This window comes from Streptomyces sp. NPDC002138, assembly GCF_040296485.1.
Lineage (GTDB): Bacteria > Actinomycetota > Actinomycetes > Streptomycetales > Streptomycetaceae > Streptomyces.
Genome location: NZ_JBEOXE010000061.1, coordinates 1 through 13,715, shown reverse-complemented (window position 1 = coordinate 13,715; position 13,715 = coordinate 1). Strand labels below are relative to the sequence as shown.

14 protein-coding genes are annotated in these 13,715 nt (G+C 73.6%); 1 reads left to right on the top strand and 13 read right to left on the bottom strand.

The annotated features are described in order from the left end of the window. The first annotated feature begins 28 nt into the window (after positions 1 to 28). On the top strand, positions 29 to 1,438 hold the full coding sequence (locus ABT084_RS29860) for a serine/threonine-protein kinase (RefSeq protein ID WP_351050400.1): 1,410 nt from the start codon (positions 29 to 31) through the stop codon (positions 1,436 to 1,438). Positions 1,439 to 1,514: 76 nt separating this feature from the next. Here the strand turns inward: ABT084_RS29860 and ABT084_RS29855 are convergent, their stop codons facing one another. The 13 genes from ABT084_RS29855 to ABT084_RS29795 form a co-directional block, all read right to left on the bottom strand. Beyond that, positions 1,515 to 2,285: a 4'-phosphopantetheinyl transferase family protein gene (locus ABT084_RS29855; RefSeq protein ID WP_351050397.1), complete on the bottom strand. Its 771-nt coding sequence runs from the start codon at positions 2,283 to 2,285 to the stop codon at positions 1,515 to 1,517. Further along, positions 2,282 to 2,683, bottom strand: a complete 402-nt coding sequence (locus ABT084_RS29850) for an acyl carrier protein (protein WP_351050394.1) — start codon at positions 2,681 to 2,683, stop codon at positions 2,282 to 2,284. Before ABT084_RS29850 ends, ABT084_RS29855 begins: the two co-directional genes overlap by 4 nt. Continuing rightward, positions 2,680 to 5,028, bottom strand: a complete 2,349-nt coding sequence (locus tag ABT084_RS29845; protein ID WP_351050391.1) for a xanthine dehydrogenase family protein molybdopterin-binding subunit — start codon at positions 5,026 to 5,028, stop codon at positions 2,680 to 2,682. The genes ABT084_RS29850 and ABT084_RS29845 overlap by 4 nt, the downstream gene beginning before the upstream one ends. Then, positions 5,025 to 5,585, bottom strand: coding sequence for a (2Fe-2S)-binding protein (locus ABT084_RS29840; protein WP_351050388.1), 561 nt, complete (start codon positions 5,583 to 5,585; stop codon positions 5,025 to 5,027). The genes ABT084_RS29845 and ABT084_RS29840 overlap by 4 nt, the downstream gene beginning before the upstream one ends. After that, complete coding sequence (locus ABT084_RS29835) at positions 5,582 to 6,481, bottom strand: FAD binding domain-containing protein (protein WP_351050385.1); 900 nt, start codon at positions 6,479 to 6,481, stop codon at positions 5,582 to 5,584. Before ABT084_RS29835 ends, ABT084_RS29840 begins: the two co-directional genes overlap by 4 nt. After that, positions 6,478 to 6,924, bottom strand: coding sequence for an ester cyclase (locus tag ABT084_RS29830; RefSeq protein WP_351050383.1), 447 nt, complete (start codon positions 6,922 to 6,924; stop codon positions 6,478 to 6,480). The genes ABT084_RS29835 and ABT084_RS29830 overlap by 4 nt, the downstream gene beginning before the upstream one ends. Position 6,925: 1 nt before the next feature. Continuing rightward, positions 6,926 to 8,431, bottom strand: a complete 1,506-nt coding sequence (locus tag ABT084_RS29825) for an MFS transporter (RefSeq protein WP_351050380.1) — start codon at positions 8,429 to 8,431, stop codon at positions 6,926 to 6,928. After that, positions 8,428 to 9,168 carry an AAA family ATPase gene (locus tag ABT084_RS29820; protein ID WP_351050377.1) on the bottom strand — a complete coding sequence of 247 codons (741 nt, stop codon included), beginning with the start codon at positions 9,166 to 9,168 and terminating at the stop codon, positions 8,428 to 8,430. Before ABT084_RS29820 ends, ABT084_RS29825 begins: the two co-directional genes overlap by 4 nt. A gap of 147 nt (positions 9,169 to 9,315) precedes the next feature. After that, the gene (locus ABT084_RS29815; protein WP_351050375.1) at positions 9,316 to 10,419 is read right to left on the bottom strand and encodes an AvrD family protein; all 1,104 of its coding nucleotides are present in this window, start codon (positions 10,417 to 10,419) and stop codon (positions 9,316 to 9,318) included. A 1-nt stretch (position 10,420) separates the two neighbouring features. After that, positions 10,421 to 10,705, bottom strand: a complete 285-nt coding sequence (locus ABT084_RS29810) for an acyl carrier protein (protein WP_351050372.1) — start codon at positions 10,703 to 10,705, stop codon at positions 10,421 to 10,423. After that, entirely contained in the window at positions 10,699 to 11,475 is a 777-nt protein-coding gene (locus ABT084_RS29805; RefSeq protein WP_351050369.1) for an SDR family NAD(P)-dependent oxidoreductase, read from the bottom strand. The genes ABT084_RS29810 and ABT084_RS29805 overlap by 7 nt, the downstream gene beginning before the upstream one ends. Continuing rightward, positions 11,472 to 12,821: a class I adenylate-forming enzyme family protein gene (locus tag ABT084_RS29800; protein WP_351050367.1), complete on the bottom strand. Its 1,350-nt coding sequence runs from the start codon at positions 12,819 to 12,821 to the stop codon at positions 11,472 to 11,474. Before ABT084_RS29800 ends, ABT084_RS29805 begins: the two co-directional genes overlap by 4 nt. Then, positions 12,818 to 13,570: an HAD family hydrolase gene (locus tag ABT084_RS29795; protein WP_351050364.1), complete on the bottom strand. Its 753-nt coding sequence runs from the start codon at positions 13,568 to 13,570 to the stop codon at positions 12,818 to 12,820. The genes ABT084_RS29800 and ABT084_RS29795 overlap by 4 nt, the downstream gene beginning before the upstream one ends. Positions 13,571 to 13,715 lie beyond the last annotated feature (145 nt).

Here is a 13,715-nt window from a genome sequence, read left to right as displayed (position 1 = left end):
GCCAGGTGCGGTGTGGAGGAAGGCAGTTGTGCGAGTCATAGCGGACAGGTACGAACTGGTGGCCTTCGTGGGCCGGGGCGGCATGGGGGAGGTCTGGGAGGGCCGGGACCTGGTCATCGGGCGCCGCGTGGCGGTCAAACTGCTGCCGGACCACCAACACGGCCCCGCCGCCGACCTGTTCTTCCGCGAGGCGCGCACCGCGGGCAGCCTGAACCACCGCGGCGTCGTCACCGTCCACGATCTGGGCCGCGACCCGCGCGACGGCACGCTCTACCTCGTCATGGAGTACGTGACCGGGCGCAACCTCGCCGTCGTACTGCGCGAGGACGGCCCGCCACCGCCCGCGACCAGTGCCGACTGGGCCGCCCAGATCGCCGCCGCGCTGGCCGCCGCGCACGACGCGGGCGTGGTGCACCGGGACCTGAAGCCCGCCAACCTCATGCTCACCGCCGGCGGCGAGGTGAAGGTCCTCGACTTCGGCATCGCCCGCTTCATGGCCGCCACCGACAAGTCCAGCCAGGTCATGGGCACCCTGGCCTACATGGCCCCGGAGCGGTTCGCGGAGCACTCCGGCGACGCCCGCAGCGATCTGTACGCGTTCGGCTGCGTCCTGCACGAACTGCTCACCGGGGAACCGCCGTTCAAGGAGAGCGACCCGGTGTCCCTGATGACCGCCCATCTGAACCGTGCGCCCGAAGCCCCGAGTTCGGTGCGCGAAGGGCTGCCCGTGGCCCTCGACGCCCTGGTGCTCCGGCTCCTCGCGAAGCAGCCGGCCGATCGCCCGCAGTCCGCGGCTTCCGTCCATGACGCACTGCGGGCCCTGGACCTGGCGTCGGCGCGGGTGACGGCGCCCGCCGCCGCCCGGACCCCGACGGCGCCCGCGGCCGCTCCCGCAGCTCCCGTCACGCCCCCGGCCGGCCCGCCCCCGTATGGGCCGGGCGGACCCGCACCGTGGGGTGGCGGCCCGAGCCCGGTCGCGGCGCCGCCCGGGCCGAGGGCGAACGCCGCGGCGGCGGTGACCGCCGGCACCCTGGCGCTGATCACCACCGGCATGCTCGTCTGGTTCGCGCTCTACAACGTCGTCTTCGCCCTCGGGCCGACCGGACGCTGGACCGCGCTGGTGTGGGAGAACGTGCTCGGCGGCGTCATCAGCGCCGGGTTGCTGGTGCTCGCGGCGGGGTTCACGTTCGCCCGCGGGACGCGCGGCGCGTGGACCCTGTGCGCGCTGTCCGCGTTCTACGTGGTGGCGATCTTCGTGGCGCCGCTCCTGCGGGGCACGGCCTTCCGTGCTCAGCTCGCGTTCGTCTTCGGCTTCGACAAGGGCAGCGGCGTCGCCATGGGACTGACGGTCGTCTTCGGCGCCGCGACCGCGATCGCGGCGGCGCTCGCCGGCGCCGGGGCCGGCCGCTCCTCCGGCCCGCGCCCGCCGGGGGCGTGAACGCGAGGATCCCCCGGCCGGTGGTGGGCCCCCGGCCGGGGGATGCTCGTGCGGGCGGCCCGTGGGCGGGGCGCGGTCAGGCGGCCAGCTCCGCGAGAACCGAGTCGCGGTTCGCCAGGTCGGCACGGGTGCCGCTGAACAGGCTCTCCATGGGGAGCCAGCGCAGCGTCACCGGGCCCGACGGGGCGCCGTCGTAGCCGATCGCGGCCGCCGCCGTGTGGCGGGGGCCCGCCGGTACGTCGACCACCGACCAGCCCTTCGGGTGCCGGTCGCTCTCCCACCCCAGGTAGTCCAGGGACAGATCCCGGCCGAGGCCGGTGCCCAGCCCCTTGAGGTAGGCCTCCTTGCGGGTCCACAGCCGCCCGAAGGCCGAGGTGCCCGCGCATTCGGGGACCTCGGCCAGCTCGGCGCGCTCGTCCGCGTGCAACGCGGCGGTGCACACCCGGGCCGTCTCGGCCGTCGGTACCTTCTCGACGTCGACGCCGATCGGTACCGACGCCACTCCGATCAGCACGATCCCGCTGCTGTGCGACAGCGAGAAGTGCAGGTCCGAGAGGGGTCGCAGGAGGATCGGGCGCCCGTGCTGCTGGTCGCAGCACGGGCAGGGACCGCGGCCGAACTCCAGCGACCCGGCCGGTTCCCCCACGTACGTGGCGAGTACCCGGCGCAGCGCGATGTGCGCCGCCGCGTACAGGTAGCCGCCCGACTGGCGGCGGCAGGCGCGGGCCCGCTGGAGTTCGTTCTCGTCCAGTTCGGTCATCTCCAGCACGCCGGTGATGTCGTCCGGCTTCGGCTGCCGCAGCAGCCAGACATCAGCGCCGGCCGGCGGCGCCAGCTTCGCGGTCATCCGCCGGACCCGAGCAGCGCGACGACCATCGCGGCCAGCGCGTGCGTGTCCTTGGCCATGAGCAGGTCCGTCAGTTCGGGTGCGACGCCGAGGGCGGCCCGCAGCCGGTACTGGAGTTCCAGTCCCAGCATCGACCCGATGCCCACGGTGACCAGGGTCCGCTCGGTGTCCAGCGCGGCGGGGGTGACGCCCACGGAGCGGGCGACCTCCCGGCGCACGTAGTCGGCGACCAGTTCTCTGCGCTCGTCCGGGGTCGCGGAGGCGAGCGTGGCCGCCGAGGGTGCGGTCACGTCCGCCGAGACCGGCCCGTCGGAGACCGGGGCGGCCGGCTCCTGGTGCGGGGCGTCCCAGTCCGGTTCGGTATTGAGCCAGTCGAGAACCGCTTGGTTCACTGTCACAGCTCCTCCTTCGAGTCATGGTGCGGTGTGTGGTGCGGGGACATCAGGGAGCGCACCCTCGCGGGGTGCAGCGGGAGGGCGCCGACATCGCCGGGCAGCCCCAGGGCGTCCCGTACGGCGCCCGCGACGACGGCCCCGCTGCCCGCGGTGCCCCCCTCGCCGGCTCCGCGCAGGCCCAGTGGATTGCCCGGGGCCGGGGCGTCCTCGTAGATCTCCACCTGGAACTCGGGGAGATCCGCGGCGCGCGGCCACAGGTACTCGTCGAGGGTCAGGGACAGCGGACGGCCGCGCTCGTCGTAGCGGAACTCCTCGGACAGCGCGCCGCCGATCCCCTGGACGGCGCCGCCGATCAGCTGGCCGCGCACCGCCTCGGGGTGCACGGCGCGCCCGATCTCGTAGGTCATGCCGTACCGCAGCAGCCGCACCACGCCGGTCCCCGGGTCGACCTCGGCCTGCGCGAAGTGGGCGCCGTAGGGGTACGTCATCCCCTCCGCGACGTAGGTCGCCCGGCCGATCAGGCCGACCTCCTCGCCGGTCCTGATCCAGCGCGGGGTGAAGGCGGCCCCGGCGAGCGCGGCCCAGCCCAGCTCGCGCGGGGACTGCGACGAGGCGAGCCCGCCCGGGATGAGGTGCACGGTTTCCGGCGGGACGTCGAGCAGGCCCGCGGCCACCCGGACCGCCTTCTCGCGGACCGCGACCGCGGCCCGGCGCACGGCCTCGCCGCCCACGACCGTGGAGCGGCTGCCGAAGGTGCCGCCGCCGTCGGGCAGGACGTCGGTGTCGGAGAGCACGACCCGCACCGAGCCGACCGGGACGGCGAGTTCGTCGGCGGCGATCTGTGCCATCACCGTCTCGATGCCCTGCCCCACCGTCGCGCCGCCCATCGCGACCCGGACCGCTCCGGTCACCCCGATGTCGACGACGGCGCTGTCGTAGCCCAGCCCGGCCTTCTCCAGGATCACCGCGCAGGCGGTGCCGACGAGCCGTCCCGCGGCCCGGGCCTCCTTCGCCTCGGCCCGCCAGCGGTCGTAACCGAACGCCGCGAGGCCCTTGTCGAAGTGCTCCAGGTGGTCCTTCCCGTCGAGGACCATGGGCGAGCCGAAGACCTGCATCGGCCGCTGGTGCGGGAGTTCGCGGCCGGTGAGCAGATTGCGCCGGCGCAGCTCGACGGGGTCCAGGCCCAGCTGGCTCGCGGCGATGTCGAGGGCGTGTTCGCGCACGAAGTTGTGCTGGAAGCGGCCGGGGGCCCGGTAGGTGCCGATGGGTGTCTTGTTGGTGGTGACGATGTGCACGCGCGAGCTGGCCGCGGGGATCCGGTAGGCCCCCGAGACCATCGACGCCGTCAGCGCCGCGACGACGGCCCCGTGGGTACGGATGTACGCGCCGTTGTCGAGCCAGGCCTCGTCCCGCAGCCCCAGCAGCAGGCCGTCCGCGTCGAAGGCCAGCTCGATCAGGTGCTGTTGCTCGCGCGCGTGGTTGGCGGCGCTCATGTGCTCGGCCCGGTCCTCGGACCACTTCACCGGGCGTCCGGTGCGCAGGCACAGGAACGGCACGAGGAGGTCCTCGGGATAGAACTCGCCGCGGATGCCGAAGCTGCCGCCCGCGTCCGTCTCCCGCATGTGGATGCGGTGTTCGGGGAAGGAGAGGAGGGAGGCCAGGACCCGCCGGTTGATGTGCGGGATCTTCGCCGCGCCCCAGATGGTCAGCCGCCCGTCCGGTCCGGCCGGGTCGTCGATGTCGGCGATCAGGCCGCGCGGTTCCAGCGGGGTGCCGCTGTGCCGGCCGGTGCGCAGGTCGGCGCTGACCACGTGCGCCGCCGCGGCGAAGGCCGCGTCGACGTCCCCGTAGCTGAAGTCGACCGTGCCGACCTGCGCGGCGGGCGCCCCGGCCAGGGACACAGGGCCGGGCCCGGCCGCGGTCGTACGGGCGTCCATGGCCGGGGGCAGTTCCTCCAGGTCGAGCCGGACCAGCTCGGCGCCGTCCTCCGCGAGGTAGGGGTCCTCGGCGAGGACGACGGCCACCGGCTCCCCCGCGTACCGGACGTACCCGGTGGCCAGGGGCGGCTGGAGGTAGGCGGTGAAGTCGATCCCGGGGTGCGGCTGGCGGACCGGGATCCGCAGGCCCGGCGGCAGGTCGTCGGCGGTGATGACGGTCACCACCCCGGGCAGCGCGGCGGCCCGCGCGGTGTCCACGCCGAGGATCCGGGCGTGGGCGAGGGGAGAGCGTACGACGCGCATCCACAGCTGGCCGGGGCGCGCCACGTCGTCGTGGAAGCGGCCGCGGCCGCGCAGCAGCCGGTCGTCCTCCAGGCGGGGTACGGACCGCCCGACGACCCCGGTGCTCACGACGCCTCCGCGGCGCGGGCCTCGGCGGCGCGGGCCTCGGCGGCGGAGGCGGCCGAGGCGGCCGCCGACACCGCGTCCACGATCGGCTGGTAGCCGGTGCAGCGGCACAGGTTCGCGGAGACGCAGGACCGGACCGCGGTCCGGTCCGGGTCGGGCTCGCGGCGCAGCAGTCCGGTGGCGAGCATCAGGAAGCCGGGGGTGCAGAAGCCGCACTGGAGGGCGAAGTTGTCCCGGAACGCGCTCTGCAGCGGCCCGAGTTCCCCGTCCACCGGGGCGAGGGACTCGACGGTCTCCACGCGGCCGCCGTCGGCCTGCGCGGCGAGCATCGCGCAGGCCCGGACCGGCTCGTCGTCGAGCAGCACCGTGCAGGAGCCGCACACCCCGGTCTCGCAGCCGACCGGGGTGCCGGTGAGCCGCAGGTCGCGGCGGAGTACGTCGGCCAGACTGCGCCGCGCCTCGACGTCCAGGGCGTGCGGCTCACCGTTGACGGTCAGCTTCACGGGGACGGCGCGGGTGGCGGGGGTGGCGGGGGACGGGGCCGGGGTGAAGGCGGTCATACCGGCACCAGCTCCATTCTTTCGCGGCGCACCGGCGCCAGGACGGCGGCCCGGGCGGCGGATTCGGCGAGTGCCCGGCGCAGCAGTACGGCGGCCAGGGTGCCGAGGTCACCGGAGGCCCCGGTGATCCGTGCGGCCTTGGCGGCGGCCGCCGCGAAGCTCTCCCGGCCGGGGCGGACCCCGATCAGCAGGGCTTCGGCGGCCGGGATCCGCATCGGGCGTTCCAGCGGACCCGCCAGCGCGAGCCGGGCGGAGCCGATCCGCCCGTCGGCGTCCAGGACCAGGGCCGCGGCGGCGGCCACCTCCGGGATCCGGCCGGGCTGGGCGGCGTATTCGACGAGCGCGGCGGCGGGCTCGGCCGCCGGGAACCCGACCTCGACCAGGATCTCGGCCGGCCGCAGCGCGGTGCGGTGACGCCCGCGCAGGAACGCGTCGGCGCCCACCACCCGCCTGCCGTCGGGCCCCAGCAGGGTCAGTTCGGCGCTCAGCAGCACCGCCAGCAGGCACCACTCGGCGGCGGGGTCGGCGTGGGCGAGGCTCCCGCCGACCGTGCCGCGCACCCGCACCGGCAGCTGCCCGATCAGGGCGGCCGCCTCGGGGAGCACCGGCAGCCGCCGGTGCAGCTCGGTGTCGGTGCTGCGCTCCACGGTCGCGTGCGGGGTGAGGGCGCCGATCCGGATGCCGCGCCGGCCGGCCCGGATCCCGCTGAGCGCGGGCACCCGGCCGAGGTCGACGATCAGGTCGGGCCGCACGGCCCGCCGGTTCAGCAGCGGGACCAGCGACTGCCCGCCCGCGAGCACCCGGGCCTCCCGCCCGGCCGTGTGGGCCCCGGCCAGGGCCCACACGGCCTCCGCCGCGCTCGCGGGGCGGACGTAGTCGAACGGGGCGGGCCTCACGGCCGGTCCTGCGGAGGCACTTGCAGTTCCGTGTGCCCGTACTTGCGCATCAGGTCGGCGAGGTCGAAGTGCGCCGACCGCTCGATGATCTTGTCCCCGCGGAACCGGTCGATGCCGAGGGCCCCGAAGGTGGCCTTGCGGCCGCTGGGCGGCAGGCCGCGGAAGGCGCCGAGCTGGGTGGCGGTGCACTCCACCCGGGAGATGACGGTGTCGCCCTCCGCCCACTGCTCGACGACGGTGTCCACCATGTCGGGGAAGGAGGTCCGGAAGGCCCGCACCCAGGTGCGGACCCCCTCGGGGCCGTGCAGGCCGAACTGCGGCCAGCTGAAGTCCTCGTGGAAGAGGTCGTCGGCGAGGTGCAGCTCGCCGTTGGTGATGATCCGTTCGAAGAGTTGCGCGGCCTTGGCCTTGCGCTCCTCCACACTCAGGGCCGTGGCCGCCATGTCACACCTTTCCGAGGATCTTCTGGGACGGGTCGTTGTTCTGCGCTACGTCTTTGGCCGGGGCCTCGCCCGCGCCTTCGGCCTTGGCGCCGCCCTCGGGCCGGAGCAGGGCCCGGCTCGCGGCGGCCGCGATCAGCACCAGGACCAGCCCGATGCCCGCGACCCAGCGCAGTGCGATCGCGTAGGCGCCGGGGCCCTCTCCGGAGCCGAGGACCGAGAAGAAGACGGAACCGAGCAGGGCCACTCCGGCCGCGCTGGCGAACTGCTGGGCGGTGGTGAGCACACCGGCGGCGGATCCGGCCTGGCCGGGGCCGACTCCGGTGAGCACCGCGCCGGTCAGGGCGGGTACGGCGAGCCCGTTGCCGAGGCCGATGAGGATCATGGGCGGCAGTAGCCGCAGGGCGCTGATCTGGTCCGGGGCCAGGGCCACCTCGGCGAGCAGGACGACCAGTCCGGTCGCGGCGACGAGCGTGCCGCCGAGGACCGTACGGGCGGCCCGCGCCGGCGGGATCCGGCGCGCCGCCATGGACGCGCCGGCGAAGGCGAGGCCGAGCGGGGCGAAGGAGAATCCGGCGGCCAGCGGGCTCAGGCCGAGACCGGACTGCAGGACGAGGGTCAGCGCGAACATGAAGCTGAAGAACGCCCCGAACACCGCACCGCTGACGATCAGACCGCGGTGGAAGGAGCGGATCCGGAAGAGCGAGAGGTCAAGCAGCGGGCGACCGCCCTGACGGGCCAGCTTCCGCTCCCAGCCGAGGGTGGCGGCGAGCACGGGCACCGCGGCGGCCAGGCACAGCCAGGTCCACAGCGGCCAGCCCTTGGCGCTGCCGAGCATCATGGGGACGAGCGCCAGCGCGAGGCCGGCCGGGATGCCGATGGCGCCGACGGGGTCGAGGGCGCCGCGCGCCGCGGCCGAGGCGGCCCGCTTGGGCACCAGGCGGCGGGCCAGCAGGAAGGTCAGCAGACCGGCGGGCACGTTGACCAGGAAGATCGCCCGCCAGCCGAGACCGGAGGAACCGGCCTGCAGCAGCATGCCGCCGAGCACCTGACCGGCGACCGCGCCGACACCGACGGTGAAGCCGAACCAGGCCAGCGCGCGCGGCCGTTCGGCCGGGCTGAAGACGCCGGTGATCAGCGCGAGCACCTGCGGGACCATGGCCGCGCCGGTCACGCCCTGGAGCAGCCGGGCGGCGACGAGCTGGTTCGGGCTCTGGGCGATCCCGCAGAGCAGCGAGGCGAGGGTGAAGGCGAGGGCCCCGCCGAGGAACATCACGCGGGAGCCGAAGAGGTCGCCGAGCCGGCCGCCGGTGATCAGGCCGCTGGCGTAGGTGAAGGCGTACCCGGCGACGATGAGCTCGAGGGCGACCGGGCCCGCGCCGAGCTGGTGCTGGAGCGTGGGGGCGGCGACGTTGACGACGTAGAGGTCGAACTGCGCCATGAAGAGGGCGGCCAGCACGACGGGCAGCATCAGCCAGCGCCGTGCGTAGGGGGTGGTTTCGGTGGTCACTTGGTGCCTCCGGCAGCAGCGGCGACGAGGGAGGCGGCGCTCTGCGTGCGCTCGCCCTCCAGCCGCCAGTCGATGGATTCGTACTCACGTGTCGCCAGGTCGATCGCCTCGTCGGCGGACCGTACGACGGGCAGGCCGAACAGGTCGGCGATCTTCTCCAGGCGCTCCGGCCGGGGGCCCTCGACGACGTGGTAGGTCACGTCGAGGTCCACCAGAGCCTGGAGCAGCATGTCGTCGCAGAACGCGCGGAATTCGGGGTGCATCCGGCGGTGCCCGCCGGGCTTGACGGCGCCGGGCGCGGCCCGCAGGTGCACGAAGCCGTCGTAGGTCTCCTTGACGTGCTGGCGCATCGCGTGCCCGAGCTGGTCGACGGCCTCGGCGAAGAACCCCATGGCCGCGGTGGCCGGCGCGGTGGCCGCGGGGGCCGCCGGATCCATCCCGAAGCGGACCCGGGCGGCCGCGTAGATCCACTCCTGGAGGGAGGAGCCGTCGGACACGAACCCGGCGCCCCCCACCCCGAGCCGCGCCTCGTTCTGCACCCGCCCGACGTGCCGGCGCACGGCGAGCTGGAGGTACTCGGCGGGCGTCACGTCGGCGAGCGCCTTGCCGGGCACGGCGTCGGGCAATATCTCGCGGATGGCCCGGGCCGGGGCGAAGCCGAGACCTGTGTAGGAGGCGAGGGCAGTGGCCGTGGAGGTCTTCCCCGCGGAATAGGTACCGGACACGGACAGCCGCATCGGGGTCTCCTTAATGGTGTTCGGTTCGATGGTGGTGGGCGGTGCGACGGCCCCCCGGGCGGGGCCGGATCTGCCACGGGCAGTCCGGCCCCGGCCGGGGTGCGGGGCGCGCGGGTCCCGGTCGGGCCCCGGGCCCCGGGGGGCGGGTCAGCCGGCCGAGGCCGCCGCCTCCGGGGGGAGTTCGTGCGCGAACGAGGCCCGCACGCCCACCCCGCCGAGGCTCGCCTCGATGTCGACGCTGCGCCACACCCCGCCCCGCAGGGGCAGCACCCGCTTGGCGGTCAGCCGCGCGGCGGCGGCCTGCGCCTCGTCCCCGCGGACGGGCAGCGGCAGGGCCGTGTCCGCCGCGGTGAGCACGGTCTGCATCATCCACAGGGTGTTGCTGGCGGCCCGCTTGACCTGGTCCAGCTCGTACATCAGCACCTGGACCAGCTGGAGGTTGACCACGAAGGCGTCCACGAGCGACACCGACGGTTCGGTGGCCGCGTCGACGCCCAGCGCCCCGGGACCGTCCCGGCCCTCGGCCGGGCCGGGGACGAAGTGCACCCCGGCCGTGGCCGCCAGCTCCTCCATGTCGACCACCACGTCACGGATGACGTGGCGCCGCCGCTTGAAGCCGTCGCCGTAGAAGCGCCGCGCGCCCTCGCCGAGGCCCTCGTCCAGGCTGCCGAAGATGCCCTCGGTCTCCGCCCGTACGCCCTCGTCGTGCTCGATCTCGCAGCGCACCCGCAGCTCGCCGACCGCGCCGTCGTGGACGGACAGCCGCCGCCCCGGCACGCCGGGGACGTCGTCGGTGCGGACCAGACGGGAGGAGGCGGGGATCCGCAGCAGGTCCTCCTGCGGCGCTCCGCCGGCCCGCAGGACCACCTTGCGCAGCCGCATGGTGCCGCGGGCTTCGCCGGTCAGTCCGTAGGCGTGGACCAGGTGCAGCTCGGCGAGCTGGACGCCGAGGACCAGCACGTCCACCGTGCTGAGGTGGGGACGCAGGTCCGTACCGTTCTTCTTGCGGGACCAGTCGGGCGGGTAGCTGACGTCCACCGTGGCCCGGATGCCCGGGCGTTCGGTGGTGACCGGGGTGGAGACGAGGTCGCGCACCAGGTAGTCGGCCCGCTGGTAGCCGCGGGAGAAGAAGCGGCCCTCGCCGGGTCCCAGATAGTCGTCGACCGACTTCAGGAACAGCTTCCGCGGGGTCTCGGCCTCGGCCTCGGCCGGGGATCCGGCCTCGGTCACGGCTTCGGTTACGGCGGACACGTCACGCACCCGCCGTCGCACCGGCCGTGGCCGCACGCTCGAGGGCCGCCTCGTACGCGCCGACCAGCTCGCGCAGCGTCCGTATCTCCGTGATGGACAGGTCCGCGGCGAACGGGTCGACGCCCAGCTCGGTCTCCAGCTGGATCAGCAGCTGGGCGAGCATCAGCGAGTTCACCCCGGACTTGAGCAGCTCGTCGTCCAGCGATACCTCGTCCTCCTCCGAGCTGAGGACCACGGACTGGATCTCGCGCTCGATGATCTGCTGGATGTTCTGCTCGTTCAGCATGTGATTCCTCCGTCGATGACCAATGACTGACCGGTGATGAAACGTGCGTGTGAAGAGGCGAGGTAGAGGACCGCGTCGGCGATCTCCTCCGCGCTGCCGAGCCGGCCCAGCGGAGTCCGGTGCTGGATCTTGTCCCGGTTCCGCTCGGTGACGTCCGAGGTCAGCTCGCTGTCGAAGAACCCGGGGGTCACGGTGTTGACCCTGATGCCCACGGGCCCCAGTTCCCGGGCCAGCGCCCGGCCGAATCCCTCCAGGCCCGCCTTGGCCGCCGCGTAGACGGCGACCCCGCGGTAGCCGCGGATGGCGTTGATGGACGAGATGTTCACGATGGATCCGCCGCCGCGCATCATCAGCCGCGCGCACGCCTGGGTGAGGTGCACGGGGGCGGTCAGATTCGCGGCCAGCAGGTCCTCGATCCGCTGCGGGGCCACCGTCAGGAAGAGTTCCTGGTGCAGCACCCCCGCGTTGTTGACGAGGAGGTCGACCCGGCCGAAGCGGTCGCGGACCGCCTTGGTGAACTGCCGGATCCCGTCCGCCTCGTGGAGGTCCACCGACTGCCAGAAGAAGGACTCGGGCAGGTCCCGCGCCTTCTCCTCGGTGAACTCGTTGGGCTTGCGGCTGAAGGTGGCGACCCGCCAGCCCGCGGCCAGCAGCCGCTCGGTGAGCGCCCGGCCCAGGCCCCGGCTGCCACCGCTGACCACGGCGACGCGCCCGTCTCCGGGCTCGTCGGGACCCGCGGTCCGCACGGCCTCGGTGTGCTGGGTGCTCACACGGCGCTCCGGATCTTCTTGAACCGGTCGGAGTGCGTGTCCGCCGTGGTCACCTCGACCACCACCGGCACCTTGAAGGCCTCCAGCCGCCGCGCGCAGTGCTCGCGGATGGCGCGGGAGGTCGCCCGGGCGTCGTCGACCGGCCCGGTGAGCCGGACGATGGCCTTGACGACCTGGCCGGTGACGTGGCTCGGGCGGCCCGAGACGACGGCGTCGGCGACGTAGTCCAGCTCCAGCAGGACGTTCTCGACCTCGCTGGGGTAGACCTTCTCCCCCGCGACGTTGATGAGTTCGGACTTGCGGCCCAGGATCCGGACGTAGTCCCCGTCCGTCTCCACCGCGTCCTGCGTGTTGAAGAAGCCCTCGTCGTCGAAGGGCGCCGGCGCGTTGAGGTAGCCGAGCATCGCCATGTCGGAGCGGATCCACAGGATCCCGTCCTCGATGCGGTACGAGAACCCCTCGCCGCCCAGCTTGACCCACAGGCTGCCGTCGTCGCGGGACTTGGTGGGCATGATGCCCAGCTCGGACAGGCCGTAGGTCTGCTTGAGCCGGGTGTGCGGCAGGGCCTGGCCCAGCCGGGTCAGGGTGCCTTCCGGCATGGGCTCGGTGCCGTAGCTGACCAGCTGGAGCGAGGACAGGTCGTGCCGCTCGTAGGACCGCGAGATCAGCAGCATGTTGAGGAAGGTCGGGGTGGTGGGCAGGATCTGGATGGCATTGGACTCGATGGCCGCGCAGACCTTGTCCGGGGTCCGCTCGTCGATGGTGACGAGCGCGCCGCCCTGACTGAGGGTGTGCAGCAGGGTGTTGATGCCGCCGATGTGGTCCAGGTTGAGGAAACCGAGGGTGCGCCGGGGGCGGGTCGGGGGGCCGTACTTGGACAGGACCTTGGAGAAGTCGAGGACGCTGGCCTTGCTGCGGCCGGTGGTGCCGGAGCTGAAGAGGACCAGTCCGGGAACCCCGTCCGTGCGGAGCTGGTCGTACAGCTCGTGCTCGGAGTTGCGCCCGGTGATCTCGATGCTGCGGCGCCACTGCTGGGAGTCGATCGTGATGACCGTCTCCACCTCGGCGACCTCGTGGAACTCGGCGCGCTTGGCGGGCGGCAGCGGGGTCATCGGGACGATGATCGCGCCGCGCTCGATGAGCGCGAGCAGGCCCGCGCAGGCCTCGACGCTGCTGACCCCCTCCAGGGCCACGACCTGGCCGGCGTGGACGCCGCCCCGGTCGAGGAATCTCTCCCATTCGCCGGTCAGCCTGGCCAGTTGGGCGTAGCTGTAACTCACACCGTTGAAGACGATGGCATCGGCCTCACCGAAGCTCCGCATCCGGTCGAAGAACCATGACGTCATACGCTTTCCACCTCTTTCACCTCGTCGTGAGCGGCCGACTGCTGGGCGGTGTGCCACAGCGGCAGGTCGAGCGCCGGGGGGACCGGCGCGGCGGGCAGTAGGGACCACCCGTGGATCCGTGCGTGGGTGCGCAGCACCTTGTCGCCGCCGACGACCACGGCCGAGCCGACGGCTCTGAGCATCGGCAGGTCGGACACGTGGTCGCCGTACGCGATGCACTCGGCCGGTGTCGTGCGGTGGCGGGCGGCGACGGCCCGGACCACCTCGGCCTTGGCTCCGGCGAGCATCGGGGGCCGGGTGAGCCGGCCCGTGTAGCGGCCCCAGGCGATGTCGGGCTCGGTGCACCAGACCTCGTCCGCGCCGAGGTGTTCGGCTATCGGGTCGAGGACGGCGGGGAAGGAGCCGGAGACGAGGACGATGCGGGTGCCGTCGTCCTGGTGGCGCCGCAGGGCGCCGACGCCGTGTTCGTGGAAGAAGGAGCCGGAGCGCAGTTCGTCGCGGAACCAGTCCTCGGCGTGGAAGGAGACCTCGGAGGCGAAGGCGCCCTCGAGGTTGGCGAAGTAGGCGCGGTTGGTGACCGTGCGGGGACAGCCGACCTGGTTCATCGCCTTGAGTTCGCGGCGGCGGCTGGTGTATTCGTGCGGGGGGTTGCCCAGCGCGGCGAGGTAGTGGCGCAGGAACCGGAACATGCTCGGGGCGGTCGTGAGCGTCCCGTCCACGTCGAAGAATGCGGTGCGGTAACCGTTCACTGCGTCTCTCCCCTTCCGGCCGGATGGTGCGGTGGGTGGGTCCGGGTGCGTCGGTCTCGATGCGTGTCTCTCGTTCGTGGCGCTCGTACGTCAGGGGTGTCCTGGCGGTGCTCGCGGTCCTTGCGGGCGGCCCCTTCCGCCACGG